This window comes from Agrococcus sp. UYP10 (assembly GCF_040547205.1).
Taxonomy (GTDB): Bacteria; Actinomycetota; Actinomycetes; order Actinomycetales; family Microbacteriaceae; genus Agrococcus; species Agrococcus jenensis.
Genome location: NZ_JBEPPG010000001.1, coordinates 409,024 through 435,016 on the forward strand (window position 1 = coordinate 409,024; position 25,993 = coordinate 435,016).

Consider the following 25,993-nt stretch of genomic DNA (forward strand, 5'->3'; position numbering starts at 1 on the left):
CGGCAGTGCGCAGCGTGCTGAGATGCAGCCATGGAGGACAGCACGGCTGACGCGTTCACGGTCGCTCACGCGCGCACGCTGGTGTTCGGCGACTTCCGCAGCAGCATCGATGCCGCCGTGATGGCGCTGCTCGACGGCGACGAGGCGCTCGAGGTCGCCGAGCTGGCCGGGGCGAGCCCTTCGCTGGGGTGGTCGGAGGCGCGAGCGCTCGTCCGGCGCGCGCATTCGGCGCTGGGACTCGACTACCGGCCGATGTCCGACGAGGATGCGCAGGTGATCGCGCTCCGAGTCATGGTCATGGAGCACCGCAGCGGCGCGCGCTCGTTGCGCGAGCTCACCTCGTGGGCACACGACGTGATCATGCACGGCTCCAGCCGTCGAGCTGTCGAGCGACTCGTGCAGCTCGAGGACGACCTCGAGGTGTGGCAGCCGAGGCGCGATCGGGTCGAGGTGGACGCCGTGCTCGACGCGTTCCTCCGCGAGACGGCTGACGCGGTCGCGCGCTGGCGGCCAGCGGCGATCCGGCCATGAGCCGTCCCTCGACGGCACCCGCGGCGGTCATCCCGCGACGCGCTCGTTCAGGATCCCGCGACGGCGGCGAGCTCCTCCCGCGTCCGCTCGGCGAGCGTGCGGCTGCGCTCCTGCTCGGCGCGCGCCTGCGGATGGAGCCGGTCGTCGTCGAGGAGGCCCTCCGTCACCTCGATCGCGGCGTCGACCTGCGCGCGCAGGAAGTCGAGGTCGGCTGCGGTCGCCTCGATGTCGAGGCTGGCCGATCGCGGCGGCCAGCCGACCGGCCCCTCGTCGTGCTGCGCATGCGCCTCGCCTGCCGCCCAGCCGCGCTCGCGCAGCGCTCGCGCATGCGCCACCATCGCGTCGTCGCCATCCGACTGGAGCGCGACCGCGATGGCGTTGTCGAGCGCGGCGTCGATGATCAGCCAGGAGCCGACGGAGATCTGCATGCTGGAGGCTAGCAAGCGGCAGGCGCGCGGTCGGGACTAGGAGCGCGGCGCCTGCGCCGCGACGAACGCCGCGAGGGCGGCCGGATCGCTCACGTCGCCCGCGAAGCTGACGCCGTCGACGAGGATCGTCGGCACGCCGCGCAGCGGCTCGACGCCCTGCAGGGGCTCCTCGATCGCCCGCACGGTCGCCTGCCGCACCCACCACGCGAACGGGGCCGACGCGATGCAGTCGCCGACCTCCGCCCCCTGCTCGGCCGCGAGCGCCGTCACCTCGGCGGCATCGAAGCGCGTCGTCTGCAGGTGCGCGAGCAGCGCGCTCTGGAACGGTCGGTAGGCGTCGGGGGCGCTGTCGGCGACGCACGCGAGCGCGTTCGCGCCGAGCGTCGACGCATAGCCGTTGGCGATCTCGTCGCCGAGCGACACCGGCAGGTAGGCGACCCGCGCCTCCCCGTCGTCCGCGAGCCGCTCGAGCTCCTCGCCGCTCGCCGTGAGCGCCCGCGCGCAGTACTCGCAGCGCGGGTCGACGACGACGAGGATGTCGTGGATGCCGGACGGCGGCTCGACGGCCGCGGGCTCGCCCTCGGCGGGCACCGGGTCGGCCTCGACGACCCCGTCGGCGCCGAAGGCGATGGCGTCGGCCATGTTCGCCGGGCCGTCTGCGGGCGCGAGCCGCACGATCTGGCCGCCGAGCGACTGCTGGATGGTCTCGAGCGCCGGGTCGCGGATGACCCAGCGATCGGCGACGAGCACGGTCTGCTCCTGCAGCTGCCGCTCGGTCGCGATCGCCTGCGCCTCGTCGGCGTCGGCGGCGAGCACGAGCTCGGTGCCGGTGCCGCACGCGGCGACCACCGGATCCGTCTCCGTCGCGCGGTACTGCTCGACGAGGTCGCTGCACTCGCCGCCCGCCTCGAGGTAGGCAGCGCCCAGCTCGCCGATCGTGGTGATCGGGGCGGGCGGGGTGGCGGCGCACCCGGCCAGCAGGGCGATCGCGGCGATCGCGAGCCCTGCCGGCCAGGCGCGCCGGCGCATCAGCCCTCGCTCGGCGCGGGCGTCTCGCTGGGCGCGGGCGTCTCGCTCGGCGCGGGCGTCTCCGTCGCCTCGGGCGTCTCGGACTCGCCGGTCAGCTGGCCGGCGGTCGCCGTCACGAACGCCTGGAACCCGGCGGCGTCGTTGGGCGCCCCCTCGTACTTCTGGCCGTTGACGAGCACCGTCGGCGTGCGGTCGGCGACGACGCCGTCGGTGCCGGGCAGCGGCTGCGAACCGGCACGGATCGTCGCGTCCTCGGCCCAGCTCATGAACCGGCCCTCACGGATGCAGTCAGCGACGCCGGTCGACGGGTCGATGCCCGCGCCCTCGGCGATGCCGACGATCTCATCGTTCGTGAGGCCCGCGGTCTGCTCCTCCGGCTGGTTGTCGTACATCGCGGAGTTGAACGCCCAGAACTGGTCGGGCGCGAACTCGGCGACGCAGGCCGCGGCGGACGCGGAGCGCGTGGAGAACTTCGTGCCGAGCGAGAACCGGTCGAGGATGGCGATCGGGTGCACCTCGACGGTCGCGGCGCCGGTGTCCAGCAGCTGCTCGAGCGTGGCGCGGTTCGCCTCGTCGAAGGCACCGCACACGGGGCACATGTAGTCCTGGTAGATCTCGATCTGGATGATGTCCTCGCGCGGCTCGGTCGGCGTCGGCTCGCCCTCGGCAGGCGTCGCGGCCGTCCGCTCGGCGACGAAGTCCTGCCCGACGACGATGCCGTTGCTCGCCATGTTCTCGGGGCCGGGGCCGGCGGGACGGATGCTGTTCACGATCACGACCGCGACGATCGCGACGATCGCGACGGCCGCGAGGATGATGCCGCCGATCGTCAGGCCGCGGCGCATCCGCTCGCGGCGACGCCGGCGCTCCTGCATCGCGCGTGCCTGCTCGCGCGCCTGCGCTCGGCGCTCGTTCTTCGTCAGCTTGTCGCTCATGCGTTCCTGTCCTGCTCGACCGGGATCCGGTGGCGCGCTGAGAGCACACGCCAGTTCCTAGGGTACCGGGCACTTCCCGTGCCAGGATGTCCCCGCGGGCAGTGCTGCCCGTACCGACCACTACGGATCGTCCGGCACGTACCTGCCGGTGGAAGGAAGACGACCATGGCGTCTGTGACGTTCGACAAGGCAACCCGTCTGTACCCGGGGAGCACGAAGCCCGCGGTCGACTCGATCGACCTGGAGATCGCCGATGGCGAGTTCCTCGTCCTCGTCGGCCCCTCCGGCTGCGGCAAGTCCACCACCCTGCGCATGCTCGCGGGCCTCGAAGAGGTCAACGACGGCAAGATCATGATCGGCGACCGCGACGTCACCGACATGCCGCCGAAGGACCGCGACATCGCGATGGTGTTCCAGAACTACGCCCTCTACCCCCACATGACGGTGGCCGAGAACATGGGCTTCGCGCTCAAGATCGCCGGCATCGCCAAGGAGGAGCGCGCGAAGCGCGTCGAGGAGGCCGCGAAGCTGCTCGACCTCGAGCCGTACCTCGGCCGCAAGCCGAAGGCGCTCTCGGGCGGTCAGCGCCAGCGCGTCGCCATGGGCCGCGCGATCGTGCGCCAGCCGCAGGTGTTCCTCATGGACGAGCCGCTGTCCAACCTCGACGCCAAGCTGCGCGTGCAGACGCGCACGCAGATCGCGTCGCTGCAGCGCCGCCTCGGCGTCACCACGGTCTACGTCACGCACGACCAGACCGAGGCGCTCACGATGGGCGACCGCATCGCGGTGCTCAAGGACGGCATCCTGCAGCAGGTCGGCACCCCGCGCGACCTGTACGCGAACCCGGCCAACGTGTTCGTCGCCGGGTTCATCGGCAGCCCCGCCATGAACCTCATGCAGCTGCAGACGAGCGACCAGGGCGTGCACTTCGGCCAGCACCTCACCCCGATCCCCCGGGAGCAGCTCGCGTCGGCGAAGGGCGGCCTCGTGGTCGGCGTGCGACCCGAGGACATCTCGGTCTCCGAGCAGGGCGACGGCCTGCCCGTGCTCGTCGACCTCGTCGAGGAGCTCGGCGCCGACGGCTACCTCTACGGCCACGCGGACGTCGAGGGCAAGCGCGTCGACATCGTCGCGCGCGTCGACGGCCGCACCCACGCGTCGCTCGGCGACACGGTCTACATCACGCCGGACCCGTCGCACCTGCACCTGTTCGACAACGAGTCGGGCCTGCGCCTCTGAGGCGACGCAGCCGCAGCATCCGAAGGGCCCCCGCTGACGGCGGGGGCCCTTCGGCCTACCATGGCGGCATGCGCTCCGATCTGCGCATCACCTCCGCGGTGATGGATGCGACCCTGCTCGACCTGCCCTGGGAGGTGCCGCTCGAGGAGTGGACCGAGGAGGACGTCGTCCAGCTGCCGAAGGGCATCTCGAGGCACCTCGTGCGGTTCGCGCGCCTCGGCGGCCGCGTCGTCGCCATCAAGGAGACGACCGAGGAGATGGCCTCCCGCGAGTACGCCATGCTGCGGCGGCTGCAGCGCCTCGACGTGCCGTGCGTCGAGCCGCTCGCCGTGATCTCGGGCCGCACCGGCGCCGACGGGGAGGAGCTCGACGCGGTGCTCGTCACCCGGCACCTGCGCTTCTCGCTCCCCTACCGCGCGCTCTACTCGTCGTCGATGAAGCGCGACACCGCCCAGCGGCTCGTCGACGCGCTCGCCGGCCTGCTCGTGCGGCTCCACCTCGTCGGCTTCTACTGGGGCGACGTGTCGCTCTCGAACACGCTCTTCCGCCGCGACGCGGGCGCCTTCGCCGCCTACCTCGTCGACGCCGAGACGGGCACGCTCGAGCCGAGCGGGCTCTCGACCGGCCGCCGCGAGGACGACCTCGAGGTCGCGCGCGTGAACATCGCGGGCGAGCTGCTCGACCTCGCCGCCGGCGGACGGCTCGACGAGTCGATCGACCCGGTCGCGGTCGCCGCCTCGATCGTCGAGCAGTACCGGTCGCTCTGGCACGAGCTCATGAGCGACGAGGTGATCGACGCCTCCGAGCGCTGGCGCATCACCGCGCGCATCGAGCGGCTCAACGCGCTCGGCTACGACATCGAGGAGCTCGCGATCCGCACCGGCGACGGCGGCACGACCGTGCGCATCCAGCCCAAGGTCGTCGACCCCGGGCACCACCACCGCCGGCTGCAGGGGCTCACGGGCATCGACGCCGAGGAGAACCAGGCGCGGCGGATGCTCAACGACCTCGACCAGTACGTGGCGCTGCAGCACGACCTGCGCCCGACCGTCGGCGACGAGGCGCTCGCGAACGAGTGGTTCGAGCGGGTCTTCGCGCCGATCGTCGAGTCGGTGCCCCTCGAGCTGCGCGGCAAGCTCGAGGGCCCGGAGGTCTTCCACGAGGTGCTCGAGCACCGCTGGTACCTGTCGGAGCAGCGCCAGTGCGAGGTGCCGCTCGAGGAGGCGGCGGCGAGCTACATCGAGACGCAGCTCTCCTTCCGCCGCGACGAGGCGGCGCTGCTCGGGGTGCCGGTCACGACGGCGATCTCGGTCGTGCCGATCGAGACCGGCGCGATCCTGCTCGACGACGAGGACGACGACCCCGACTGGCGCGACAAGGTCTGAGCGCCCACACGCTCGTCGAGGAGCACGCAACATCCGCTCGTCGCGTAGCACGCCGAAGGCGCGCGTATCGAGACGACGATCGTGATCTCGATACGCGGCCGGCAACCACCTGCTCGTCGAGCAGCACGCCGAAGGCGCGCGTATCGAGACGACGGCGACGCGCGAGGTCCCTCGATCTCGATACGCGGCCGGCTCCGCCGGCTGCTACTCGACCAGCATCGACCTGCTCGTCGAGTAGCACGCCGAAGGCGTGCGTATCGAGACGACGGCGGCGCGCGAGGTCCCTTGATCTCGATACGCGGCCGGCTCCGCCGGCTGCTACTCGATCAGCAGCGACCTGCTCGTCGAGTAGCACGCCGAAGGCGCGCGCATCGAGACGAAGGCGGCGCGCGAGGTCTCCTGATCTCGATACGCGGCCGGCTCCGCCGGCTGCTACTCGATCAGCAACCACACGCTCGTCGAGTAGCACGCCGAAGGCGCGCGTATCGAGACGAAGGCGGCGCGCGAGGTCCCTTGATCTCGATACGCGGCCGGCTCCGCCGGCTGCTACTCGATCAGCACAGGGCCGGCTCCGCCGGCTGCTACTCGACCAGCATCGACCTGCTCGTCGAGTAGCACGCCGAAGGCGTGCGTATCGAGACGACGATCACGATCTCGATACGCGGCCAGCAACCACACGCTCGTCGAGTAGCACGCCGAAGGCGCGCATATCGAGACGATGATCATGATCTCGATACGCGGCCGGCTCCGCCGGCTGCTACTCGATCAGCATGGCTGCGTCAGCGGGTGCGGGCGCCGCGCAGCTTCGCGACCTCGTAGAGGGTGATCGACGCCGCGATGCCGGCGTTCAGCGACTCGGTCGCCGCGCCGATCGGGATCGAGACGATCGCGTCGCACGTCTCGGCGACGAGGCGGGACAGCCCCTTGCCCTCGCTGCCGACCACGATCACGAGCGGCCCCGCGGCGAGCTCGAGCTCGTGGAGCGACACGTCGCCGTCGCCGTCCAGGCCGATGACGAAGCATCCCTGCGACTTCAGCTCCTTGAGCGTGGCGGTCAGGTTCGACGCCATCGCGACCGGCACGCGCGCCGCGGCGCCCGCGCTCGTCTTCCAGGCGCTCGCCGTCACGCCGACCGAGCGGCGCTGCGGCACGATGACGCCCTGCGCGCCGAACGCGCCGGCCGAGCGGATGATCGCACCGAGGTTGCGCGGGTCGGTGATGCCGTCGAGCGCCACGAAGAGCGGCGTCTGGTGCCGGTCGAGCACCTGCTCGAGCAGGTCGACGGGGTGCGCGTACTGGTACGGCGGCACCTTGAGCGCGACGCCCTGGTGCACGGCGTCGTGGCCGGAGATGCGGTCGAGCTCCGGCCGCATCACCTCGAGCACGGGCACGCCGCGCTTCGTGGCGATCGACAGGATCTCCTTGACGCGGTCGTCCATCTCGAGCCGCGAGGCGAGGATGAGCGAGGTCGCGGGGATCTTGGCGCGCAGCGCCTCGAGCACCGAGTTGCGGCCGGTCACCATCTCGGAGTCGTCCTTCGCGGACGACGGCTTGCGGTGCCGCGGCGGCTGCGCCGGCCGGCCCTTCGCCGAGGCGGCCTCGAAGCGCTCGCGCGATGCCTTCCGCTTGCCGGCGGGGTGCCAGGATCGGTCCTCTGCCTTCGGGGTGGGGCCCTTGCCCTCGAGCGCGCGGCGGCCGAGGCCGCCGGTGCCCTTCGAGGGGCCCTTCTTCCGCGGCGATCGCTGCGGCTTCGTCATGAGGTGCTCCAGGTGGTCGTGTGCTTGCCGTCCTCGACGAGGATGCCGGCGGCCGCGAGCGTGTCGCGGATGCGGTCGGATGCGGCGAAGTCCTTGTTCGCGCGAGCCTCGCGGCGCTCCGCGAGGAGCGTCTCGACGAGGCTCGACAGCGCATGGCTCTCGGCCGAGGGTACAGCCTGCCACGCCTCGTCGGCAGGATCGAGCCCCAGCACGCGCAGCATCGCGAGCGCCTCGCCGGCCCGCGCGAGCGCCGCGGCGTCGTCGCCGGCGTCGAGCGCGGCGTTCGCCGCGCGGGTGGTGTCGTGCAGCACGGCGACGGCCTGCGGGGTCGAGAGGTCGTCGTCCATCGCCGCGCCGAACGCCTCCGGCACCGCCGTCTCGGGCAGCTCGCCGACGCGTGCGGCGCGCTCGAGCATCGACTCGATGCGGCCGAACGCGGCCTCCGCCTCGGCGAGCGAGCCGCCCTCGAGGCTGCCGTCGGCGGTGCGCAGGTCGATCGTCGAGCGGTAGTGCGGCGCGACGAGGAAGTAGCGCGCGACGATCGGACGCACCGACGACAGCAGGTCGGCGGCGAAGATGGAGTTGCCGAGCGACTTCGACATCTTCTCGCCGTCGACGTTGACGAGCCCGTTGTGGCTCCACACGCTCGCGAAGCCGAGGCCCGCGGCCGTCGACTGCGCGAGCTCGTTCTCGTGGTGCGGGAACCGCAGGTCGAGCCCGCCGCCATGGATGTCGAAGCTGTCGCCGAGGTACCGCCGCGCCATCGCCGAGCACTCGATGTGCCAGCCGGGGCGGCCGTCGCCCCACGGCGATGCCCACGAGGCCGAGGCGGGCTCCTCGTGCTTCGACGCCTTCCAGAGCGCGAAGTCGCGCGGATCGCGCTTGCCGCGCGGGTCGGCGTCGGCGGCCGGCTCCATCTTGTCGATCGACTGGCGCGTGAGGGCGCCGTACTCGCCCCACGAGCGCACGTCGAAGTAGACGTCGGCCGAGCCGTCGAGCGCGGGATACGCGTGCCCGCGCTCGATGAGCAGCTGGATGAGCTCGTGCATGCCCGGCACGGACGCCGTGGCGCGCGGCTCGTACGTCGGCGCGAGCACGCCGACGGTGCGGTAGGCCGCCGTGAACTCGAGCTCGATCCGGTAGGCGAGCGCCCACCACGGCTCGTCGACCGCGTTGACGAGCACCTTGTCGTCGATGTCGGTGACGTTGCGCACGAACGTGACCCGCAGCCCGCGGTGCGTGAGCCAGCGGCGCCAGACGTCATAGGCGACGGCGCTGCGCACGTGACCGATGTGCGGCGACGACTGCACGGTCGGCCCGCACACGTACATCGACACCTCGCCCGCGCGGAGCGGCTCGAGGTCGACGACGGCCTGCCGCCGGGAGTCGTAGATGCGCACGGTCACGGTCCCCAAGGCTACTGGCGTCCAGCGCTCCGGGACCCGCTCCACCCGACGGGACCCGGCGCACCGGGTCCCGTCGGGTGGACGGGGTCCCGTTCGGCGGCGCGGCCTGCGCGGGCCGGCTGCGGGTCAGCGGCGGATGAGCGCGGTCGCGATCGCCTGCACGCCCTCGCCGCGGCCGAGGGCACCGAGCCCGTCGGTCGTGGTGCCCGAGACGCTCACGGGTGCGCCGACCATCGCGCTGAGCGCGCGCTGCGCCTCGTCGCGGCGGGTGCCGATGCGCGGGCGCACGCCGAGCACCTGCACCGCGACGTTCACCGGCCGCCAGCCGTGCTCCGTGAGCCGCGCGACCGCGGCGCGGACGAAGACCTCGCCGTGGGCGCCCGCGTGCTGCGGGTCGTCGACCCCCACGAGCCCGCCGATGTCGCCGAGGCCCGCGGCGCCGAGCAGCGCGTCGACGATCGCGTGGCACACGGCATCGCCGTCGGAGTGGCCCTCGAGGCCCTGCCCCTCCCACTCGAGGCCGGCGAGGCGCATCGGGCCGTCGCCCCCGAAGGCGTGCACGTCGGCGCCGACGCCCACCCGGATCGCCGGGCCGAGCAGCGACTCGGCGCGATCGGCGTCGGCGGGCGTCGTGATCTTGAAGGCGAGCTCATCGCCGCGCACGGCGGCGACCGGGAGGCCGAGCGCCTGCACGAGCTGGGCGTCGTCGGTCGACGCGCCGCGCGCATCCGCCTCGGCGTAGGCGCGGCGCAGCAGCGTCGCGTCGAAGCCCTGCGGCGTCTGCATCGCGCGCAGCCCCGCACGGTCGACGATCGCGCCGAGCTCGTCGGGCTCCGCGCGCGCCGCCGGCGCCAGCGACGCGGGCGTGACCGCGCGGATGGTGTCGACGACCGGCAGCACCGGCACGACCGCGGATGCGCCGGCCCGCAGCGCCGCGATGACGCGCTCGACCTGCGCGGCCGGCGTGAGCGCGCGCGCCGCGTCGTGCACGAGCACCCAGCGCGCATCGCCCGCGGCGTCGAGGCCCGCGGCGACGGAGTCGGCGCGCGTCTCGCCGCCCACCACCACGCGCGCTGCGACGCCAGCGCGCGCGGCGATCGCCGCGGCATCCGCCTCGAGGCCCGCGGGGACGACCACGACCAGCGTGGCGTCGACGGCGGCGAGGCCGCGCAGCGCGTGCTCGAGGATCGGCGCGCCCGCCACCTCCGCGAAGGCCTTCGGCACGCCGCGGCCGAGCCGGGTGCCGCTGCCCGCGGCGACGACGATGAGGGCGGTGTCGGTCACGCGCCTCAGCCTAGACACCCGAGCGCGCCCTCCCTGCGGGCATGAGAGAGGCGCCCGACCTTGGGGATCGGGCGCCTCGGCTCGGTGCGTGAGACGCGTGCGTGAGACGCGTGCGCCTCGAGCGGTCAGACCGCGGGGGCGAGCGCCTCGTCGAGGCGAGCGGCTGCCGCGTCCTCGTCGGTGTGCTCCGCGAGCGCCAGCTCCGAGACCAGGATCTGCCGGGCCTTCGCGAGCATGCGCTTCTCGCCGGCCGAGAGGCCGCGGTCCTGGTCGCGGCGGGAGAGGTCGCGCACGACCTCGCTCACCTTGATGACGTCGCCCGACGCCAGCTTCTCGACGTTCGCCTTGTAGCGACGTGCCCAGTTCGTGGGCTCCTCGGTGAAGTCCGCGCGCAGCACCTCGAACACGCGGTCGAGGCCCTCCTCGCCGATGACGTCGCGAACGCCCACCATGTCGACGTTCTGCGCGGGGACCTCGATCGTGAGTCCGCCCTGCGCGACGTTGAGCTTGAGGTAGGTGGTCTCGACGCCCTTGATCTTGCGGACCTTGACCTCGGTGATCGTCGCGGCACCGTGGTGGGGGTAGACGACCGTCTCTCCGACCTCAAAGTTCATCGAATGCTCCTCGTCATAGCCAGAACCTTGATTTTATCACAGCGTGTCGCTCGCGGGCGCCGGGGCAGGCGTGGTTGGATCACGCCCCGCCGCGGCCCTGACCACGTCACGAGGCCCGGATCGGCACGGCGCCGGGGTCGCGGCGCAGCGCCGTCGAGCCCTTGCCCCGCGCCGCGCCGCGCTAGACTCGCTTGCGACCGCGAGCGCACCCTCCAGCGCCCCCGGCCATCGTCGAAAGGGTCCTCGTGCAGCCTCGCACCGTCGCCGCAGCAGCCGCAGCAGTCGTCGTCGCCTTCGCCGCGACCGGATGCAACATCCTGACGCCGCAGGCGACGCAGATCCAGTACGACGCATCCGACGGCATCTCGGGCCAGACCGGCACCGTCGAGTTCCACAACGCGATGCTCATCGGCGAGCCCGAGGGCGACGCGCTCAACCTGTCGGTGACCTTCACGAACCCGGGCGAGGCGACCTTCCTCGAGGTCCGCGTCGGCGACGAGGTGCAGGAGGTGCGCGTGGCCACCGGCGTCACCACCTACGGCTTCCCGGAGCAGCAGCTCGTCTTCGCTGCCGACGAGATCGCCTATGGCGGTCACCGCAACGTCTCGTTCCAGGCCGACGGCGCAGAGCCGACCGGCGTCGAGGTGCAGATGATCTCGACCGAGTTCGTCGGCTACGAGACGCTCGCCCCGGTCGAGCCCGCCGCCGACTGACCCGCAGCGCCTGAGCGCCGGGTCAGCGCTCGAAGCGGTACCCCAGGCCCCGCAGGGTGACGACGCACGTCGGGTTCGACGGGTCCTCCTCGATCTTGGCCCGTAGCCGCTTGATGTGCACGTCGAGCGTCTTGGTGTCGCCGAAGTAGTCGCTGCCCCAGACGCGATCGATGAGCTGGCCCCGCGTCAGCACCCTGCCGGCGTTGCGCATGAGGTACTCGAGCAGCTCGAACTCGCGCAGCGGCATCGCCGTCTCCCGCCCCTCGACGGTCACGGTGTGGCTGTCGGCGTCGAGCCGCACGCGGCCGATCTCGACGACCGCGTCGTCCTCCTCCTCGTCCTCGACCGCGCGGCGGCGCAGCACCGCGCGGATGCGCGCGACGAGCTCTCGGGTCGAGTACGGCTTCGTGACGTAGTCGTCGGCGCCCAGCTCGAGCCCGACGATCGTGTCGACCTCGCTGTCCTTCGCCGTCAGCATGATGATCGGCACCTGCGACGTCTGGCGGATGTGCCGGCACACCTCGGTGCCGCTGCGCCCCGGCAGCATGAGGTCGAGCAGGATGAGGTCGGCGCCCTCCGTCTCGTACATCCGCACGGCCGCGTCGCCGTCTGCGGCGTGCGCCGTCTCGTAGCCCTCGAGCTCGAGCAGGTAGGCGAGGGGCTCGGCGAGGGCGGTCTCGTCCTCGACGATCAGGATGCGCGTCATGCGATCTCCTTCGGGGCGGTGGCGGTGGCGCCTGCGACGGGCAGGCGGAGCGTGAAGGTGGAGCCCTGACCCGGGCGCGACCAGAGGGTGACCTCGCCGCCGTGGCTGCCGGCGACGTGCTTCACGATGCTGAGGCCGAGGCCCGTGCCGCCGGTCACGCGGCTGCGCGCCGGGTCGACGCGGTAGAAGCGCTCGAAGACGCGCTCCAGGTCCTCGTGGCCGATGCCGACGCCCTTGTCGGTGACGGAGATCTCGACGACGCCGTCGGTCACGCGCACGCCGACGCCCACGTGGGTCGCCTCCGGCGAGTACTGCAGCGCGTTCGCGACGAGGTTCTGCACCGCCATGGTGATGAGGTCCTCGGAGCCCAGCACGTCGGCCTCGTCGAGCACGCGCGGGATGACGCGCATGCGCTTGGAGTCGGCGAGCACGCGGTTGCGGTCCACCGCCACCTCGACCACGCGACCGATCGGCACGCGCTCGGCGTGGTCGAGCGGGTCGTCGGACTGGATGCGCGAGAGGTCGATGAGCGCCTTCGTCATGCGCCCGAGGCGGTCGGCCTCGAGCTGCATGCGCTGCGCGAACGAGCGCACCCGGTCGGGATCCTCCGCCGCGGCCTCGATCGCCTCGGCGAGCACGCTCACCGCGCCGATCGGCGTCTTCAGCTCGTGGCTGACGTTGGCGACGAAGTCGCGGCGCACGCCGGCGAGCCGCAGCTCCTCGGTGCGGTCGGCCGCGAGCACGAGCATGAAGCGGTTGCCGAGCGGCGCGACGCGCACGCGCAGGTGCACGTCCATGCCGGTGCCGATGCGGCCGCGGCGGTGGACGAGCTCGAGCACCTCCTGCTCGCCCGAGCGCCAGACGCGGCGCACGGCGGCGAGGATGTCGTGCGAGCGCAGCGCCCTGCCCTCGACGAGGTCGAGCGCGAGCGCGCCGGGCGACGAGAGGATCACCTGGTTCGAGCCGTCGAGCACGACGCCGGCGGACTCGAGGACGTGGACCATCGCGGCGATGCCGTCCGGGACGGGCTCGCTCGCGATCGCCATCACCTGGCGGCCGCGATGCGCGGCGATGCCGAGGAGGTGCACGGAGACCGCTCCGATCGCGAATCCCAGCAGGAGCGCGATGAGCACGTACCACGACGCATCCACCCTGTCAGCGTAGTCGGCGGCCACCTGCCGTTCGCCGCCGGAGGCCGGTCGCCGCCGAGGGTTCAGACACTGGACACCCGCCGGTAACCTGGGGCCAGAACACTGGGCGACAGGTCCGTGCCGTGCTCGACGCAGCGACGGCGCGGCGCACAAACGAGAGCAGGAGCCATGCGCGACGTATTCCAGCAGGAGCTGAGCGAGGTGCAGGAGCGCCTCGTCGACATCGCCAACCACGTCGTCGTCTCGATCGAGGCCGCGGTGCGCGCCTTCGGCGACTCGAACGTGCAGCTCGCGGAGCAGGTGATCGCGACCGACCCGATCATCGACGACAAGGCCGCGTCGCTCGACGAGCTCGCGATCGACATCATCGCCCGCCAGTCGCCGGTCGCCCGCGACCTGCGCATCGTCGTCTCGGCGCTGCGCATCTCGGCGTCGCTCGAGCGCATGGGCGACCTCGCGCGGCACATCGCGCTGCTCGCGCGCTACCGCTTCCCGATGCAGGTGGTGCCAGAGTCGCTGCAGCCGACGTTCGCCGAGATGGGCGCGAGCGACATCGAGATCGCGAAGATGCTGCGCGACCTGCTCGAGTCGCAGGACCTCACGCTCGCCGACCGCCTCGAGACGGCCGATTCGCACGTCGACAAGCTGCACCGCGACGTGTTCGCGCACGTGCTCGGCACGACATGGGAGGGTGCGGCGCACACGACCGTCGACGCGACGCTCGCGAGCCGCTACCACGAGCGCTTCGCCGACCACGCGGTCGGCATCGCCAAGAAGGTCAAGTACCTCGCCACCGGCGACTGGACCGGCGACGACGACGCGCGCGCCGAGATGGCACCCGAGCCGGTGCGCGCGCAGCCCGCACCCGAGTGACCCCGCGGCGCGCGAGCGCCGACGTCGCCACCGACGACGAAGGGCCCCGCATCGCGCGGGGCCCTTCGTCGTGCACGGACTAGTGCTTGCTGCCCTGGCTCGCCACGGCGGCCGCGCCGGCCGCTGCCGCCTCGGGGTCGAGGTACTCCCCCGGGCCGAGCGGCATGTTGTCGTCGCCCAGGCGGTAGACGAGCGGGATGCCGGTCGGGATGTTGAGGGCCGCGATGTCGTCGTCGGAGATGCCGTCGAGGTGCTTCACGAGCGCGCGCAGCGAGTTGCCGTGCGCCGTGACGAGCACGGTGCGGCCGGCCTCGAGGTCCTTCGTGATCGTCGACTCCCAGTACGGCAGGAAGCGGTCGATGACGTCCTTGAGGCACTCGGTCGCGGGCACGTCGCCGTCGATGCCGGCGTAGCGGGGGTCGCCCGCCTGCGAGAACTCGTTGTCGTCGGCGATCGCCGGCGGCGGGGTGTCGAACGAGCGGCGCCAGAGCATGAACTGCTCCTCGCCGTACTGCTCGAGCGTCTCGGCCTTGTCCTTGCCCTGCAGGTCGCCGTAGTGGCGCTCGTTGAGCCGCCACGAGCGGGTCACCGGGATCCACGCGCGGTCCGCCGCGTCGAGGGCGATGTTCGCGGTCTGGATCGCGCGCGTGAGCAGCGACGTGTAGAGCACGTCGGGCAGCAGGTCGCGCTCGCGCAGCAGCTCGCCGCCGCGCTTCGCCTCCTCGGCGCCCTTGGCGGTGAGGCGGACGTCGACCCAGCCGGTGAACAGGTTCTTCTCGTTCCAGGTCGACTGGCCGTGGCGGAGCAGGATGAGGGTGCGCTCGGTCATGCCGCAAGCCTAGTTGGGATGCATGCGCCGTCGCGTGCGGGCGGCCCCCGGCGCGCGCTCGCCGCCGGGCCGTCAGTCCGGGTCGTCAGTCCGGGCCGTCAGTCCGGGCCGCGACGTCCGAGGATCGGGCCGACCACGACGAGCACGAGCGGCACCGCCGAGGCGACCATGAGCACCGTGCCGAGCTCCGGGTCGTCCGGTCGCAGCAGCGCACCCGCGAGCAGCAGCCCGGCGAAGAGCATCGCCGTGGCGAGCCGTCCGACCGCGCGCTCGAGCCGCGCGACCCGGCGGTCGAGGCGCGGCGTGCTGATGGCGAGGCGACCCTCCTCGGCGCGCGTGATGAGCGCATCCACCCGCCTCGGCAGCCGGGCGACGACACCGGCCGTCGCGAGCACCTCCTGCGCGATGTCGCGCACGGCGCTGCCGCGCTCGTCGCGCACCAGCCGGCCGGCGTAGGGCTCGACCGAGTCCCAGAGGTTGAACGCGGGGTCGAGGTTGCTGGCGACGCCCGACGTGAGCGACATCGCGCGGATGATGAGCAGGAAGTCCTCGGGGAGCTGGAACGGCAGCGAGCGCATGAGCTCGCCGAACTCCACGGCGAAGTCGCGGAACTCGCGCGGGTCCACGTCGCGCAGCTCGGCGAACCCCATGCCGCCGAATCGGGCGAACGCGTGGCTCATCGCGCGCTCGAGCTCTGCGGTGTCGGCCGTGGGCAGCAGCGCGCCGAGCTCCTGGATGGCCTCGACGAGGCCCTTGCCGTCGCGCGCGGCGGCCGCGATGAGCATCCGCCGGAGCCCGCGCCGGGTGCCGCTCGGCACCTCGCCCATCATCCCGAAGTCGACGAACGTGAGTTGCCAGTCCGGGCCGGGCGCAGCGGCGCCGCCCGTCGCCCCCGTAGCGACGGCGCCCGGCGTGACGAACAGGTTGCCCGGATGCGGGTCGGCGTGGAAGAAGCCGAGCGAGAAGAGCTGGTCGAACATGACGGCCGCGAAGGTCGAGGCGACCGCGGACGGGTCGATGCCCGCGGCGCGGAGGCCGTCGACGTCGTTGATCTTGATCGCCGAGACGTCGGAGAGGGTCAGCACGCGACGGCTCGTGCGCTCCCAGACGATCTCGGGCGTGCGCACGCGGGCGTCGCCGGCGAAGGCGGCGGTGAAGCGCTCGGCGTTCGAGGCCTCGTGCAGGTAGTCGACCTCGAGCAGGCTCGTGATGGCGAACTCCTCGACGAGCGCCGGCGCGTCGACGCGGTCGGCGACGATCCGCACGCGCCGCAGCCAGCCGCCCACGCGCCGCAGCGCCGCGAGGTCGACGTCGACGACCGCCTCGATGCCGGGGCGCTGCACCTTCACGACCGCGTCGGTGATGCCGGTGTCGGCGGTGTCGAGCGCCGACAGGCGGGCGCGGTGGGCCTGGCCGAGCGACGCGGCGGCGATCGGCGTCTCGTCGATCCACGCGAAGGCGCGGTCGAGCGGCATGCCGAGCTCCTGCTCGGCGAGCGCGCGCACCTGCGCGAACGGCACGGCCGGCGCCTCGTCCTGCAGCCCCTCGAGCTCGCGGGTGATCTCGGGCGGCAGCACGTCGAGCCTCGACGACAGGAACTGCCCGACCTTGATCATGAGGCCGCCGAGCTCGACCGCGAGCGCGTGGAAGCGGCGGGCGAAGCGCGTCATCCGGCGGCTCCGGCCGCGCGCCGCGAGGCGGGCGAGCCCGATCCGCGGCAGGAACAGCTCGAACCACCACATGATCGCGAGGTGCCGGGCGGCGAAGCGCAGGATGCGGCGGTAGCGGGCGCGCGTGCTCCCGGCGTCGGGCATCGTCCCTCCTAGCGCCCGACGTGGGGTCGGCACCCGGGTTCAGTCCTGAGCGAGGATGGAGTAGAGCCTACGGCGCGCCTCGTCGAGCGCGGCGACCGCCTGCTGCACCTGCTCGGGCGTGCCCGTGCGGCCCACCTGCGCGGCCGCCTGCGCGAGCTCCATGCCGGCCTTCGGCAGCGCCGAGAACCCGCTCTCCCGCTCGCTCGTCGCGAGCCACGGCGCCTGCCGGTCGGCGGCATCCGCCTCGGCCCTGCCGCCCTCGGTGAGCGCGTAGGTCTTGCGACCGTTCGCCTCCTCGGCGCTGATGAGCCCCTCGTCGGCGAGCAGCTGCAGCGTCGGGTAGACCGAGCCGGGGCTCGGCTTCCACGCGCCGCCGCTGCGCTCCTCGATCTCCTGGATGATCTGGTAGCCGTGCATGGGGCGCTCGGCGAGCAGCGCGAGCACGGCCGCGCGCACGTCGCCGCGACCCATCCGGGTGCCGCCGCGCCGCTCGAACGCAGTGCGCAGCTGCTCCATCGCCTCCCACACGCCAGCGCCGGGCCGGCCGTCGCCGAAGCCCCGAGGGCCGGCGTAGCCTCCGCCTGCGAATGAACCGTGCATGATGTCCTCCTCGCACCGTCGCGTCTCGACGATACGCAACGATATATCGCTCACGCGCGTCGCGGAAGGGTGCAGAACCTATGAGAATGGATGCGTGGCCAAGCCGACGGGGCGCATCACGCGCGGGACGACGGGCGTCAACCGACTGCGCCGCGTCGACCGCTGGATCGCCGCGCAGCCCGCGGCGCGCGTGCCCGGCGCGCTCGTCGTCGACCTCGGCTACGGCGCGAGCGCCACGACGAGCCTCGAGCTGCACGAGCGCCTCGCGCGCGGCAACCCGGGCGTCGAGGTGCTCGGCCTCGAGATCGACCCGGCGCGCGTCGCCCTCGCGACCGCAGAGCTCGCGCTCGCCCGCGAGGCCGGGCCGACCCGCTACGGCCGCGCGATCGCGCCGGATGCCCGGGTGTCGTTCGCGCTCGGCGGCTTCGAGGTGCCCGCGCCGCGGGCGCCCCAGGTCATCCGCGCGATGAACGTGCTGCGGCAGTACGACGAGCACGAGGTGGCGGGGCACTGGGCGACCATGCTCGCGCGCCTCGCGCCGGGCGGCCTCCTCGTCGAGGGCACCTCGAACGAGCTCGGCCGCGTCTGCGCGTGGGTGGCCCTCGACGCGACGGGGCCCAGGTCGCTCACGATCGCGCTCAAGGTCGACGAGCTCGGCACCGACGCGATGCCCGCGCCGTCCGTCGTCGCCGAGCGGCTGCCGAAGGCGCTCATCCACCGCAACGTCCCGGGCGAGCGCGTGCACGCGCTGCTCGTCGAGCTCGACCGGGCGTGGGCGAGCGATGCGCCGCTCGCCGACTTCGGGGCCGGGCAGCGGTGGCAGTCGACGGTGCGGCGGATGCGCGACTCCGGCTGGCCGGTCGCCGGCGGCCCGTCGCGCTGGCGCCTCGGCGAGCTCACGGTCGCCTGGGACGCCGTCGCCCCGCTCCCCTGACCGGCTCCCGCCCATCCGCAACCCGCGCTGAGACCCGTGCCCCGGGACCGATGCGCCGGGTGGTCACGACACGCCGTCAGCGAGCGCGCTCACGCGGCGCGTCATGACCACCCCGCGACGCTTGCGCGGCGCGTCGTGACCACCCCGGGCTAGCGGGTGGGGCGCTGCACCGCGCCGAGGCGCGGGAGGCGCGGCGGGCGGTGCGCGTGGCCGGCCGTCGGCGGCACGAGCACCTGCTGGCCGGCCGCGACCGCGATGCCCTCGGCGCTGCGGACCGCGAGGTCCTCGTCGGTCGGGGTGCCGCGCTTCACGACCGCGAGCGCGATCGGGCCGAGCTCGTCGTGCATCGCCGAGGAGGTCACGGCCCCGACCTCCGCGTCGCCGCGCAGCACGACGTCGCCCGGTGCGACGGGCGCGTTCTGGCTGCCGTCGAGGTGCAGCAGCACGACGCGGCGCGGCGGAGCGCCGAGGTTGTGCACCTTCGCGACCGTCTCCTGGCCGCGGTAGCAGCCCTTCGAGAGGTGCACGGCAGTGGTGAGCCAGTCGAGCTCGTGCGGGATCGTGCGCTCGTCGACCTCGGCGAGCGCGGGACGCCCGGCGGCGATGCGGAGCGCGTCCGCCGCGAGCGTGCCGACGAAGCGCGCCGGGTCGAGCGCATCCGCCTCGGTCGGCGTCAGGATCGCCTCCGACCAGCGCCAGGGCTCCCCCGTCGGCTCGCCGTAGCGCACGCCGCCGGGCGCGACCTCTGGCCAGCCGTCGAGCCAGGCGAGCTCGCCCGCGGGCTCCCCCGCGGCGCCGACGACGACCGCCTCCGGTCGCTCGATGCCCACCTCCTTGAAGAAGCGCATCCGCGTCAGCCAGGCCTCGAGCGCATCACCGGCGCCGGCGTCGACGACGATCCAGAGCGCGTCGCCCGTCTCGCGCAGCCGCAGCGCGTGCTCGATGCGGCCCTCCGGCGAGAGCACGAGCGTCTCTGCCGAGGCGCCGGCGGGCAGGCGGTCGATCGCCTGCGAGGTGATGGAGTCGAGCCACGGCAGCCGGTCGGGCCCGGTGAGCCGCAGCACGTCGCGCGGCAGCAGCACGAGCGCGTCGCGCCGCAGCCGGCGCTGCTCGGCGACCGGGTTGCCGACGTGCAGCGGCAGCCCGTCGGGAGCGAGCACCGCTCCGGGGATCCGGCTCGCGAGCGCCGCGGCGGCCGTCACTGCTCGTTCGCCTCGCCCGGCACGACGCGCGTCAGGCGCGCGGACGCGTGGCTCTCGAGCCCCTGCCCGAGCGCCGCGAGGTCCCACGCCCACAGCAGGTGCTGGTCGACGAGCCCGAGCATGCGGGTGGATGCGGTGTGCTCCTTCGCGCCCGCGCCGCGCAGCACCGCGTCGGTCGCGAGATCGATGCGCGGCCCGGCGATCGTGCCGAGGTAGAGCTCGGCGACGCCCGTCGGGTGCGAGATGAGGGCCTGCAGGTCGAAGGCGCCGTCCGGTCGGCGGAGCGACTCGACCGCGGAGGCGTCGGGGTAGGCGGGCTCGCCCTCGGGCGGGAGCATGCCGGGGCCGGCGTCCGAGTCGGCCGAGGGCCGGGCGAGGCGCCAGAAGCCGCTCTCGGCGGCGAGCGGCGTCAGCTCGTCGTCGAGCATCCACGCGTACGCCTCGTAGGCGAGGTAGGGGTGGCCGTGGTGCGCGAACGAGACGCGCTGGGCGAACTCGTGCTCGACGGTGCGGTCGCCGACGGGGAACGACAGGACGCCGGTCCCCTCCCAGGTGCCGATGAGCCACTGCAACGGCCCCAGCTCGGCCGGGAGCGTGGGATCGAGGTCGAGCATCGGCTAGCGCTGGCCCCTGAAGAGGTTGCGGATCACGACGAAGGAGATGCCGAAGATCGCGAGCATCGCCAGGCCGAGCAGGCCGAGGTAGAAGATCTCGAGCGCGACGATGGGGATTTCTGCCATGGCTCGATCCTAGCCGACCTCGCCCGAAGGGGACGGGCGGTCAGAGGTGGGTCAACGGCACGAGGATCGCGCTCGCCACGGCGAGGATGATCACCGAGCCGAGCACGGCCTCCGCGAGCCGGCCGACGATGCCCGGCACCGTCGGGCCGCCGAGCTGGATCGCGAACGCGGTGAGCGTGCAGGCCCCGAGCACGATCGGCATCCAGACGATGCCGTCGGTCGGCTGCAGCACGCCGACGAGCACGGCGCCGACGACGGCCACCGCCCACACCGGCCACACGCTCGCCCATCGCCACGACACGCGCCCATCATCCCCCACCTCGGCTGGACGGCAAGGCACGCGCCGCATCCGCGCCGATTCGGGACCCGCTGCCGCGACCCGTAGGATCGAGCGCAGGCAGGGGGCTGGATGGCGCACGTCGTGATCTTCACCCGCCGCGACCGGGGTGTGCTGCCGGGTCTCGAGCTCCTCGAGCACCGCGTGACCATGCTGCCCGGCACGGCGGAGGCGGTGGCGCACGCCCCCGACGCGGACGTCGTGGTGGTCGACGGCGCCGCGGAGCTCGCCGCCGCGAAGCAGCTGTGCCGGCTGCTCGAGCGCGACGCGGCGCCGCTGCTGCTCGTGCTCGCCGAGGGCGGCTTCGCGGCGGTGACCGCCGAGTGGGGCGTCACCGACATCGTGCTCGACTCCGCCGGTCCCGCCGAGCTCGAGGCGCGCATCCGCCTCGCGATCACCGGCGCGAAGACGAGCGGCCCGATCGTGGCGAGCGGCCTCTCGATCGACGAGGCGAGCTACCAGGCGAAGATCGACGGCCGCCCCATCGACCTCACCTACAAGGAGTTCGAGCTGCTGCGCTTCCTGGCGTCGCACCCCGCGCGCGTCTTCACGCGCGAGCAGCTGCTGAGCGAGGTCTGGGGCTACGACTACTTCGGCGGCACCCGCACGGTCGACGTGCACGTGCGCCGCCTGCGCGCCAAGCTCGGCGACCTCGAGGGCGTCATCGGCACGGTGCGCGGCGTCGGCTACCGCTTCGAGCTGGCCGACGAGTGAGCGCGATCGAGCTGGCGCGCGCGCTCGCCGCGGCCTGCGCCGCGCACGACGGCGTGCCGCCCTTCAACGACCAGGCGCTCGTCGAGCTCGAGCGCGGCGAGCGCCGCACGATCGGCGACGCGGAGGCGCTCGCCGTCATCAGCGACCGGGACCGGGAGGTCGAGCTCGCCGTCGCTCCCGACGCGCGCGGTCAGGGCCGCGGCGGCGACCTCGCGCGCCGGGTCGCGGCCGAGCTCGGCGCCTTCGACGCCTGGTCGCACGGCGACCTGCCCGCGGCGCAGGCGATCGCCGCGTCGCTCGGCATGGAGCGCGTGCGCACGCTGCTGCAGCTGCGCGCGCAGGTGCCGGCTGCCGATGCCGCCGACGACCGGCTGCCCGACGGCGTGCGCGCGTTCGAGCCGGCCGACGCATCCGCCCTGCTCGCCCTCAACGCCGCCGCCTTCGCCGACCACCCCGAGCAGGGCCGCATGTCGGCCGACGACCTCGCCGCCCGCATGGCCGAGCCGTGGCACGACGACGCCAACCTCGTGGTCGCCGACGGCGCCGACCCCTCGACGCCCGGCGCCCTCGACGCCTTCGCCTGGGTGAAGCCCGACGGCGACGTCGCCGAGCTCTACGTGCTGGGCGTCTCGCCCACGCGGCAGGGCGCGGGGCTCGGCCGGCGGATGCTCGCGGCCGCCTTCGTGCGGATGCGCGCCCTCGGTGCGACGACCGCGCACCTCTACGTCGAGGGCGACAACGCCCCCGCGCTCGCGCTGTACGAGCGTGCGGGCTTCGATCGCTGGGCGATCGACGTGCGATGGAGGCACGCGCCGTTCACCGATGGTTGACATGATTGGCGCATGACCGACGGCATCGCGACAGACACCGGCCTCTCCGGCGACGAGGCACAGCTCGACCGCTCCCGCACCGCGCGCACGCTCGAGGAGGAGCAGAGCTTCCACGACGCGAACGCCGCCGACTTCGACGACTACGACGCCGAGCTCGACTGGTCCGCGGAGCTGCAGGGCGGCGAGACCGACGACGGCCTCCCGGCCGACCGCTTCCTCGACCGCGAGCTCTCGTGGCTCGCCTTCAACGAGCGCGTGCTCGAGATGGCCGAGGACCCGCGCACGCCGCTCCTCGAGCGCGCCAACTTCCTGGCGATCTTCGCGTCGAACATGGACGAGTTCTTCATGGTGCGCGTCGCCGGCCTCAAGCGGCGCATCGCGACCGGCCTCGCCGTGCCGACGAACGTGGGCATCGCGCCCGCCGAGCTGCTCGCGCAGATCGTGCAGCGCGCCCACGAGCTGCAGCTGCGCCACGCGCGCGCTGCCCGCGGCTCGTTCGAGCCCGAGCTCGACGCCGCCGGCATCAGCGTCGTCGCCTGGCACCAGCTCACGCCCGAGGAGCAGGAGGCGATGTCGGCGCGCTTCGAGGCCGAGATCTTCCCGGTGCTCATGCCGCTCGCGGTCGACCCCGCGCATCCCTTCCCCTACATCTCCGGCCTCTCGCTCAACCTCGCCGTTCGGGTGCGCGTGCCGGGCGAGCCCGAGGACCAGTTCGCGCGCCTCAAGGTGCCCGCGGTGCTGCCGCGCTTCGTCGAGCTGCCCCGCTCCGGCCAGTCCCAGCGCTTCCTCACGCTCGAGGAGCTCATCGCGAACAACCTCGACGAGGTGTTCTCGGGGATGGAGATCGTCGAGCACCACGCCTTCCGCGTCACCCGCAACGAGGACGTGACGATCGACGAGGACGACACCGAGAACCTCATCAAGGCGCTCGAGCACGAGCTCTCGCGCCGCAAGTTCGGCCCGCCGATCCGCCTCGAGGTGTCGGAGGACATCGACGACGACACCTACGCGCTGCTCGTCGACGAGCTCGGCATCACCGAGCGCGAGGTCTACAAGCTGCCGGGCCTGCTCGACCTGAGCGGGCTCTTCCAGCTCGCGGGGCTCGACCGGCCCGACCTGCACTACACGAAGCGGGTGCCGGTGACCGCGGCCGCCTTCCTGCCGACCGACCAGGATGAGCGGGCCGACTTCTTCCAGGCCATCACGCGCAAGGACGTGCTCGTCCACCACCCGTACGAGTCATTCGCGACGAGCGTGCAGGCGCTCCTCGAGCAGGCTGCCGACGACCCCGACGTGCTCGCGATCAAGCAGACGCTCTACCGCACCTCCGGCGACTCCCCCGTGGTCGCGGCGCTCATCCGCGCCGCCGCCGCCGGCAAGCAGGTGCTCGCGCTCGTCGAGGTGAAGGCGCGCTTCGACGAGCAGGCGAACATCCGCTGGGCGCGGCAGCTCGAGCGCGCGGGCGTGCACGTGGTCTACGGCATCGTCGGCCTCAAGACGCACTGCAAGCTCATGATGATCGTGCGGCGCGAGAACGGCCGGCTGCGCAACTACTGCCACATCGGCACGGGCAACTACAACCCGAAGACCAGCCGCATCTACGAGGACTTCGGCCTCTTCACCGACAACGACCAGGTCGGCCGCGACATCACCCGGCTGTTCAACGAGCTCTCCGGCTACGCGAAGGAGAAGTCGTTCCAGCGCCTGCTCGTCGCTCCGCGCCACCTGCGCAAGGGGCTGCTGCAGCGCATCGAGCGCGAGACGCGGGCGGCGCGCGACGGCCGCCCCGCGCGCATCCGGCTCAAGGTCAACTCGATCGTGGACGAGCAGCTCATCGACGCGCTCTACCGCGCGAGCCGCGCCGGCGTCGACGTCGAGATCTGGGTGCGCGGCATCTGCTCGATCAAGCCGGGCGTGCCCGGGCTGAGCGAGCGCATCACGATCCGCTCGATCGTCGGCCGCTACCTGGAGCACTCGCGCGTGTTCGCGTTCTGGAACGACGGCGACGAGGAGGTGTTCATCGGCTCGGCCGACATGATGCACCGCAACCTCGACCGCCGCGTCGAGACGCTGATCCAGCTCACCTCGAGCGAGCACAAGCGCGACATCCAGCAGCACTTCGACAAGGCGATGTCGCCCGAGACCGCGTCGTGGTGGGCCGAGGCCGACGGCACCTGGACGCGCAGGTTCTACCGCGAGGACGGCACGGCGCTCGACGACCTGCACCGCGACCGGATGATGCAGATCCAGCGGCGCAAGCGCTCGGGCCGATGACGACCCAGCTGCCGGTGCTCGCCGCCGGCGCGCTCGTGTGGCGCGAGACGGAGGGCGAGGTGCGCGTGCTGCTCGTCGAGCGCACGCAGCACCGCGACCACTCGCTGCCCAAGGGCAAGCTCGACCCGGGCGAGACGCTGCCGCAGTGCGCGGCGCGCGAGATCGAGGAGGAGACGGGCGTCCGGATCGCGCTCGGGGCGCCGCTCGGCACGACCGAGTACCGGCTCCCGGACGGCCGCGACAAGGTCGTCTACTACTGGCAGGCGTTCGTCGACGAGGAGGAGGCGGAGCGCGCACCCTTCGAGCCGAACGACGAGATCCTCGAGCTGCTGTGGCTGTCGCTCGATGCGGCGAAGGCGCGCTGCACCTACGAGCACGACGTGGACGTCATCGAGCGCTTCGAGGAGCGGCTCGCGGCCGGGCACGCGCACACGTTCCCGATCATCGCGCTGCGCCACGCGAAGGCCGCGAACCCATTCAACTGGGAGGGCGACGACGCGTCGCGTCCGCTCACCGACCGCGGCGAGCGGCAGTCGCGCGCCGTCGCGCCGGGCGTCGCGGCCTTCGGACCGCGGCGAATCGTCACGTCGAGCGCCGTGCGCTGCCGGCAGACGGTCGCGCCGCTCGCCGCGCTCACCGGGATCGCGCCGCGCGCCACCGCCGAGATCAGCCAGGAGTCGAGCGTCGACCCGCGCGCCGCGCTCGAGGCCCGGATCGCGAAGGCGGTGCGCAAGCGCCGCGGCACCGTGCTCTGCTCGCACGCGCCGATCATCCCCGAGATCGTCACCGCGGTCGTGCACGCGGCCAACGGGCTGGAGTCGGAGCGCACGCACCGCGCGTCGATGCTCCACACGGCGGAGTTCACGGTGCTGCACGTCAGCGCCGGCGACACGCCCGCGCTCGTCGCGCTCGAGACCCACGCCCCCGCCGAGCCCTGACGCAGAGCTCGAGTCGGGCGGGTCAGGGGCGAGCCAGGCGCGCAGTGTCGCGCTGCTGCGCGAGTGTCGCGCTGCTGCGCGAGTGTCGCGACACCGCGACAGCGTCCCGACACTCGCGGCCGAGCGTGTCAGCCGAGCCTGTCAGTCGGCCGCGGCCTCGAAGCCCGTCATGCGGATGAGCCTGGCCGGCACGCCGGCGACGATGCCGTTCGCGGGCACATCCTTGGTGACGACCGCGCCGGCGCCCACGATCGCGCCGTCGCCGATCGTCACGCCGGGCACGACCGTCACGGAGGCGCCGAGCCAGACGCTGCGGCCCAGCACGACCGGCGCCGGCTGCATGTCGCCGCGGTGCGCGGGGTCGACGCCGTGGTTCAGCGTCGTCAGCGTGCTGCCGTGGCCGATGAGCGAGCCGTCGCCGATCGTGATGCCGCCCGTGTCCTGGAAGCGGCAGCCCATGTTGATGAAGACGTCCTTGCCGAGGCGCAGGTTCTTGCCGAACTCGCTCGAGAAGGGCGGGAAGACCGTCACCGACGGGTCGACCTCGGTGCCGGTCAGCTCGGACAGCAGGGCCCGCACCTCGTCGGGCGTGCGGTAGCCGCCGTTGAGCTCGGCGACGACGCGCAGCGCATCCTGGGCGGCGCCGTGCATGAAGGCGTGCTCGGGCGAGCCAGCCTCGATCAGGGCGCCGCTGCGCACATGGGCGAGGAACTCCTGCAGGGTGATCATC

At 73.0% G+C, this 25,993-nt stretch carries 28 protein-coding genes; 10 read left to right on the forward strand and 18 right to left on the reverse strand.

The features are described from left to right. Positions 1–30: 30 nt before the first annotated feature. Positions 31–531 carry a hypothetical protein gene (locus tag ABIB37_RS02030; protein ID WP_354256098.1) on the forward strand — a complete coding sequence of 167 codons (501 nt, stop codon included), beginning with the start codon at positions 31–33 and terminating at the stop codon, positions 529–531. 47 nt (positions 532–578) lie between these two features. Here ABIB37_RS02030 and ABIB37_RS02035 read toward each other — a convergent pair whose 3' ends face one another. From ABIB37_RS02035 to ABIB37_RS02045, 3 genes are read right to left on the reverse strand one after another with little or no spacing between them, the layout of a single operon-like run. Continuing rightward, complete coding sequence (locus ABIB37_RS02035; RefSeq protein ID WP_354256101.1) at positions 579–959, reverse strand: hypothetical protein; 381 nt, start codon at positions 957–959, stop codon at positions 579–581. A gap of 36 nt (positions 960–995) precedes the next feature. Further along, the gene (locus tag ABIB37_RS02040) at positions 996–1,988 is read right to left on the reverse strand and encodes a DsbA family protein (protein WP_354256103.1); all 993 of its coding nucleotides are present in this window, start codon (positions 1,986–1,988) and stop codon (positions 996–998) included. Then, positions 1,988–2,923: a DsbA family protein gene (locus ABIB37_RS02045; RefSeq protein WP_354256106.1), complete on the reverse strand. Its 936-nt coding sequence runs from the start codon at positions 2,921–2,923 to the stop codon at positions 1,988–1,990. Before ABIB37_RS02045 ends, ABIB37_RS02040 begins: the two co-directional genes overlap by 1 nt. 165 nt (positions 2,924–3,088) lie before the next feature. On the opposite strand from ABIB37_RS02045, the gene ABIB37_RS02050 reads away from it, so the two are divergent. Both ABIB37_RS02050 and ABIB37_RS02055 read left to right on the forward strand, forming a co-directional pair. Beyond that, on the forward strand, positions 3,089–4,162 hold the full coding sequence (locus tag ABIB37_RS02050; protein ID WP_354256108.1) for an ABC transporter ATP-binding protein: 1,074 nt from the start codon (positions 3,089–3,091) through the stop codon (positions 4,160–4,162). 68 nt (positions 4,163–4,230) lie between these two features. Beyond that, on the forward strand, positions 4,231–5,547 hold the full coding sequence (locus tag ABIB37_RS02055) for a DUF4032 domain-containing protein (RefSeq protein ID WP_354256111.1): 1,317 nt from the start codon (positions 4,231–4,233) through the stop codon (positions 5,545–5,547). Between the two features lie 546 nt (positions 5,548–6,093). Here the strand turns inward: ABIB37_RS02055 and ABIB37_RS02060 are convergent. From ABIB37_RS02060 to ABIB37_RS02080, 5 genes are all read right to left on the reverse strand, one after another. After that, entirely contained in the window at positions 6,094–6,273 is a 180-nt protein-coding gene (locus tag ABIB37_RS02060) for a hypothetical protein (protein WP_354256114.1), read from the reverse strand. 53 nt (positions 6,274–6,326) lie between these two features. Next, positions 6,327–7,304 carry a 23S rRNA (guanosine(2251)-2'-O)-methyltransferase RlmB gene (rlmB, locus tag ABIB37_RS02065; RefSeq protein ID WP_354256117.1) on the reverse strand — a complete coding sequence of 326 codons (978 nt, stop codon included), beginning with the start codon at positions 7,302–7,304 and terminating at the stop codon, positions 6,327–6,329. Continuing rightward, positions 7,301–8,710, reverse strand: coding sequence for a cysteine--tRNA ligase (cysS, locus tag ABIB37_RS02070; protein ID WP_354256120.1), 1,410 nt, complete (start codon positions 8,708–8,710; stop codon positions 7,301–7,303). The genes rlmB and cysS overlap by 4 nt, the downstream gene beginning before the upstream one ends. Before the next feature lie 126 nt (positions 8,711–8,836). Continuing rightward, positions 8,837–9,994 carry a 2-C-methyl-D-erythritol 4-phosphate cytidylyltransferase gene (ispD, locus tag ABIB37_RS02075; RefSeq protein ID WP_354256123.1) on the reverse strand — a complete coding sequence of 386 codons (1,158 nt, stop codon included), beginning with the start codon at positions 9,992–9,994 and terminating at the stop codon, positions 8,837–8,839. A 125-nt stretch (positions 9,995–10,119) separates the two neighbouring features. Next, a complete protein-coding gene (locus ABIB37_RS02080) occupies positions 10,120–10,608 on the reverse strand; it encodes a CarD family transcriptional regulator (RefSeq protein WP_123697195.1) in 489 nt (162 codons plus the stop codon). A 245-nt stretch (positions 10,609–10,853) separates the two neighbouring features. On the opposite strand from ABIB37_RS02080, the gene ABIB37_RS02085 reads away from it, so the two are divergent. Further along, entirely contained in the window at positions 10,854–11,321 is a 468-nt protein-coding gene (locus tag ABIB37_RS02085) for a hypothetical protein (RefSeq protein WP_354256126.1), read from the forward strand. Positions 11,322–11,343: 22 nt separating this feature from the next. Here ABIB37_RS02085 and ABIB37_RS02090 read toward each other — a convergent pair whose 3' ends face one another. Both ABIB37_RS02090 and ABIB37_RS02095 read right to left on the reverse strand, forming a co-directional pair. Beyond that, positions 11,344–12,027, reverse strand: coding sequence for a response regulator (locus ABIB37_RS02090; RefSeq protein ID WP_354256129.1), 684 nt, complete (start codon positions 12,025–12,027; stop codon positions 11,344–11,346). Continuing rightward, positions 12,024–13,178, reverse strand: a complete 1,155-nt coding sequence (locus ABIB37_RS02095; protein ID WP_354256132.1) for a sensor histidine kinase — start codon at positions 13,176–13,178, stop codon at positions 12,024–12,026. Before ABIB37_RS02095 ends, ABIB37_RS02090 begins: the two co-directional genes overlap by 4 nt. A 168-nt stretch (positions 13,179–13,346) precedes the next feature. On the opposite strand from ABIB37_RS02095, the gene phoU reads away from it, so the two are divergent. Further along, positions 13,347–14,051 carry a phosphate signaling complex protein PhoU gene (gene phoU / locus ABIB37_RS02100; protein ID WP_354256135.1) on the forward strand — a complete coding sequence of 235 codons (705 nt, stop codon included), beginning with the start codon at positions 13,347–13,349 and terminating at the stop codon, positions 14,049–14,051. Between the two features lie 79 nt (positions 14,052–14,130). On the opposite strand, the gene ABIB37_RS02105 is transcribed toward phoU, so the two are convergent. From ABIB37_RS02105 to ABIB37_RS02115, 3 genes are all read right to left on the reverse strand, one after another. Next, positions 14,131–14,880 (reverse strand): phosphoglyceromutase, encoded by a 750-nt coding sequence (locus tag ABIB37_RS02105; protein WP_354256137.1) that lies wholly within the window; start codon positions 14,878–14,880, stop codon positions 14,131–14,133. 98 nt (positions 14,881–14,978) lie between these two features. Then, positions 14,979–16,694, reverse strand: a complete 1,716-nt coding sequence (locus tag ABIB37_RS02110) for an ABC1 kinase family protein (RefSeq protein ID WP_354256139.1) — start codon at positions 16,692–16,694, stop codon at positions 14,979–14,981. A 39-nt stretch (positions 16,695–16,733) separates the two neighbouring features. Beyond that, entirely contained in the window at positions 16,734–17,294 is a 561-nt protein-coding gene (locus ABIB37_RS02115) for a PadR family transcriptional regulator (RefSeq protein WP_354256140.1), read from the reverse strand. A gap of 94 nt (positions 17,295–17,388) precedes the next feature. Between ABIB37_RS02115 and ABIB37_RS02120 the strand changes: the two genes are divergently transcribed. Continuing rightward, positions 17,389–18,228, forward strand: a complete 840-nt coding sequence (locus ABIB37_RS02120) for a class I SAM-dependent methyltransferase (protein WP_354256142.1) — start codon at positions 17,389–17,391, stop codon at positions 18,226–18,228. Positions 18,229–18,377: 149 nt separating this feature from the next. Here ABIB37_RS02120 and ygfZ read toward each other — a convergent pair whose 3' ends face one another. Genes ygfZ through ABIB37_RS02140 form a run of 4 tightly spaced genes read right to left on the reverse strand, consistent with a single transcriptional unit; the run spans position 18,378 to position 20,471 of the window. Continuing rightward, on the reverse strand, positions 18,378–19,430 hold the full coding sequence (gene ygfZ, locus ABIB37_RS02125) for a CAF17-like 4Fe-4S cluster assembly/insertion protein YgfZ (protein WP_354256144.1): 1,053 nt from the start codon (positions 19,428–19,430) through the stop codon (positions 18,378–18,380). Next, a complete protein-coding gene (locus ABIB37_RS02130; RefSeq protein ID WP_354256147.1) occupies positions 19,427–20,044 on the reverse strand; it encodes a heme-binding beta-barrel domain-containing protein in 618 nt (205 codons plus the stop codon). The genes ygfZ and ABIB37_RS02130 overlap by 4 nt, the downstream gene beginning before the upstream one ends. A gap of 3 nt (positions 20,045–20,047) precedes the next feature. Further along, positions 20,048–20,170, reverse strand: coding sequence for a hypothetical protein (locus ABIB37_RS02135; RefSeq protein ID WP_281273315.1), 123 nt, complete (start codon positions 20,168–20,170; stop codon positions 20,048–20,050). 40 nt (positions 20,171–20,210) lie between these two features. Then, entirely contained in the window at positions 20,211–20,471 is a 261-nt protein-coding gene (locus ABIB37_RS02140; RefSeq protein ID WP_354256150.1) for a hypothetical protein, read from the reverse strand. 108 nt (positions 20,472–20,579) lie between these two features. On the opposite strand from ABIB37_RS02140, the gene ABIB37_RS02145 reads away from it, so the two are divergent. From ABIB37_RS02145 to ABIB37_RS02160, 4 genes are read left to right on the forward strand one after another with little or no spacing between them, the layout of a single operon-like run. After that, on the forward strand, positions 20,580–21,221 hold the full coding sequence (locus ABIB37_RS02145; RefSeq protein ID WP_123697183.1) for a response regulator transcription factor: 642 nt from the start codon (positions 20,580–20,582) through the stop codon (positions 21,219–21,221). Next, the gene (gene mshD, locus ABIB37_RS02150; protein WP_354256153.1) at positions 21,218–22,051 is read left to right on the forward strand and encodes a mycothiol synthase; all 834 of its coding nucleotides are present in this window, start codon (positions 21,218–21,220) and stop codon (positions 22,049–22,051) included. Before ABIB37_RS02145 ends, mshD begins: the two co-directional genes overlap by 4 nt. A 12-nt stretch (positions 22,052–22,063) precedes the next feature. Further along, positions 22,064–24,325 carry an RNA degradosome polyphosphate kinase gene (locus ABIB37_RS02155; RefSeq protein WP_354256156.1) on the forward strand — a complete coding sequence of 754 codons (2,262 nt, stop codon included), beginning with the start codon at positions 22,064–22,066 and terminating at the stop codon, positions 24,323–24,325. Further along, positions 24,322–25,263: an NUDIX hydrolase gene (locus ABIB37_RS02160; protein ID WP_354256159.1), complete on the forward strand. Its 942-nt coding sequence runs from the start codon at positions 24,322–24,324 to the stop codon at positions 25,261–25,263. The genes ABIB37_RS02155 and ABIB37_RS02160 overlap by 4 nt, the downstream gene beginning before the upstream one ends. A 141-nt stretch (positions 25,264–25,404) precedes the next feature. Here ABIB37_RS02160 and ABIB37_RS02165 read toward each other — a convergent pair whose 3' ends face one another. Further along, on the reverse strand, positions 25,405–25,992 hold the full coding sequence (locus ABIB37_RS02165; protein ID WP_354256161.1) for a DapH/DapD/GlmU-related protein: 588 nt from the start codon (positions 25,990–25,992) through the stop codon (positions 25,405–25,407). Position 25,993 lies beyond the last annotated feature (1 nt).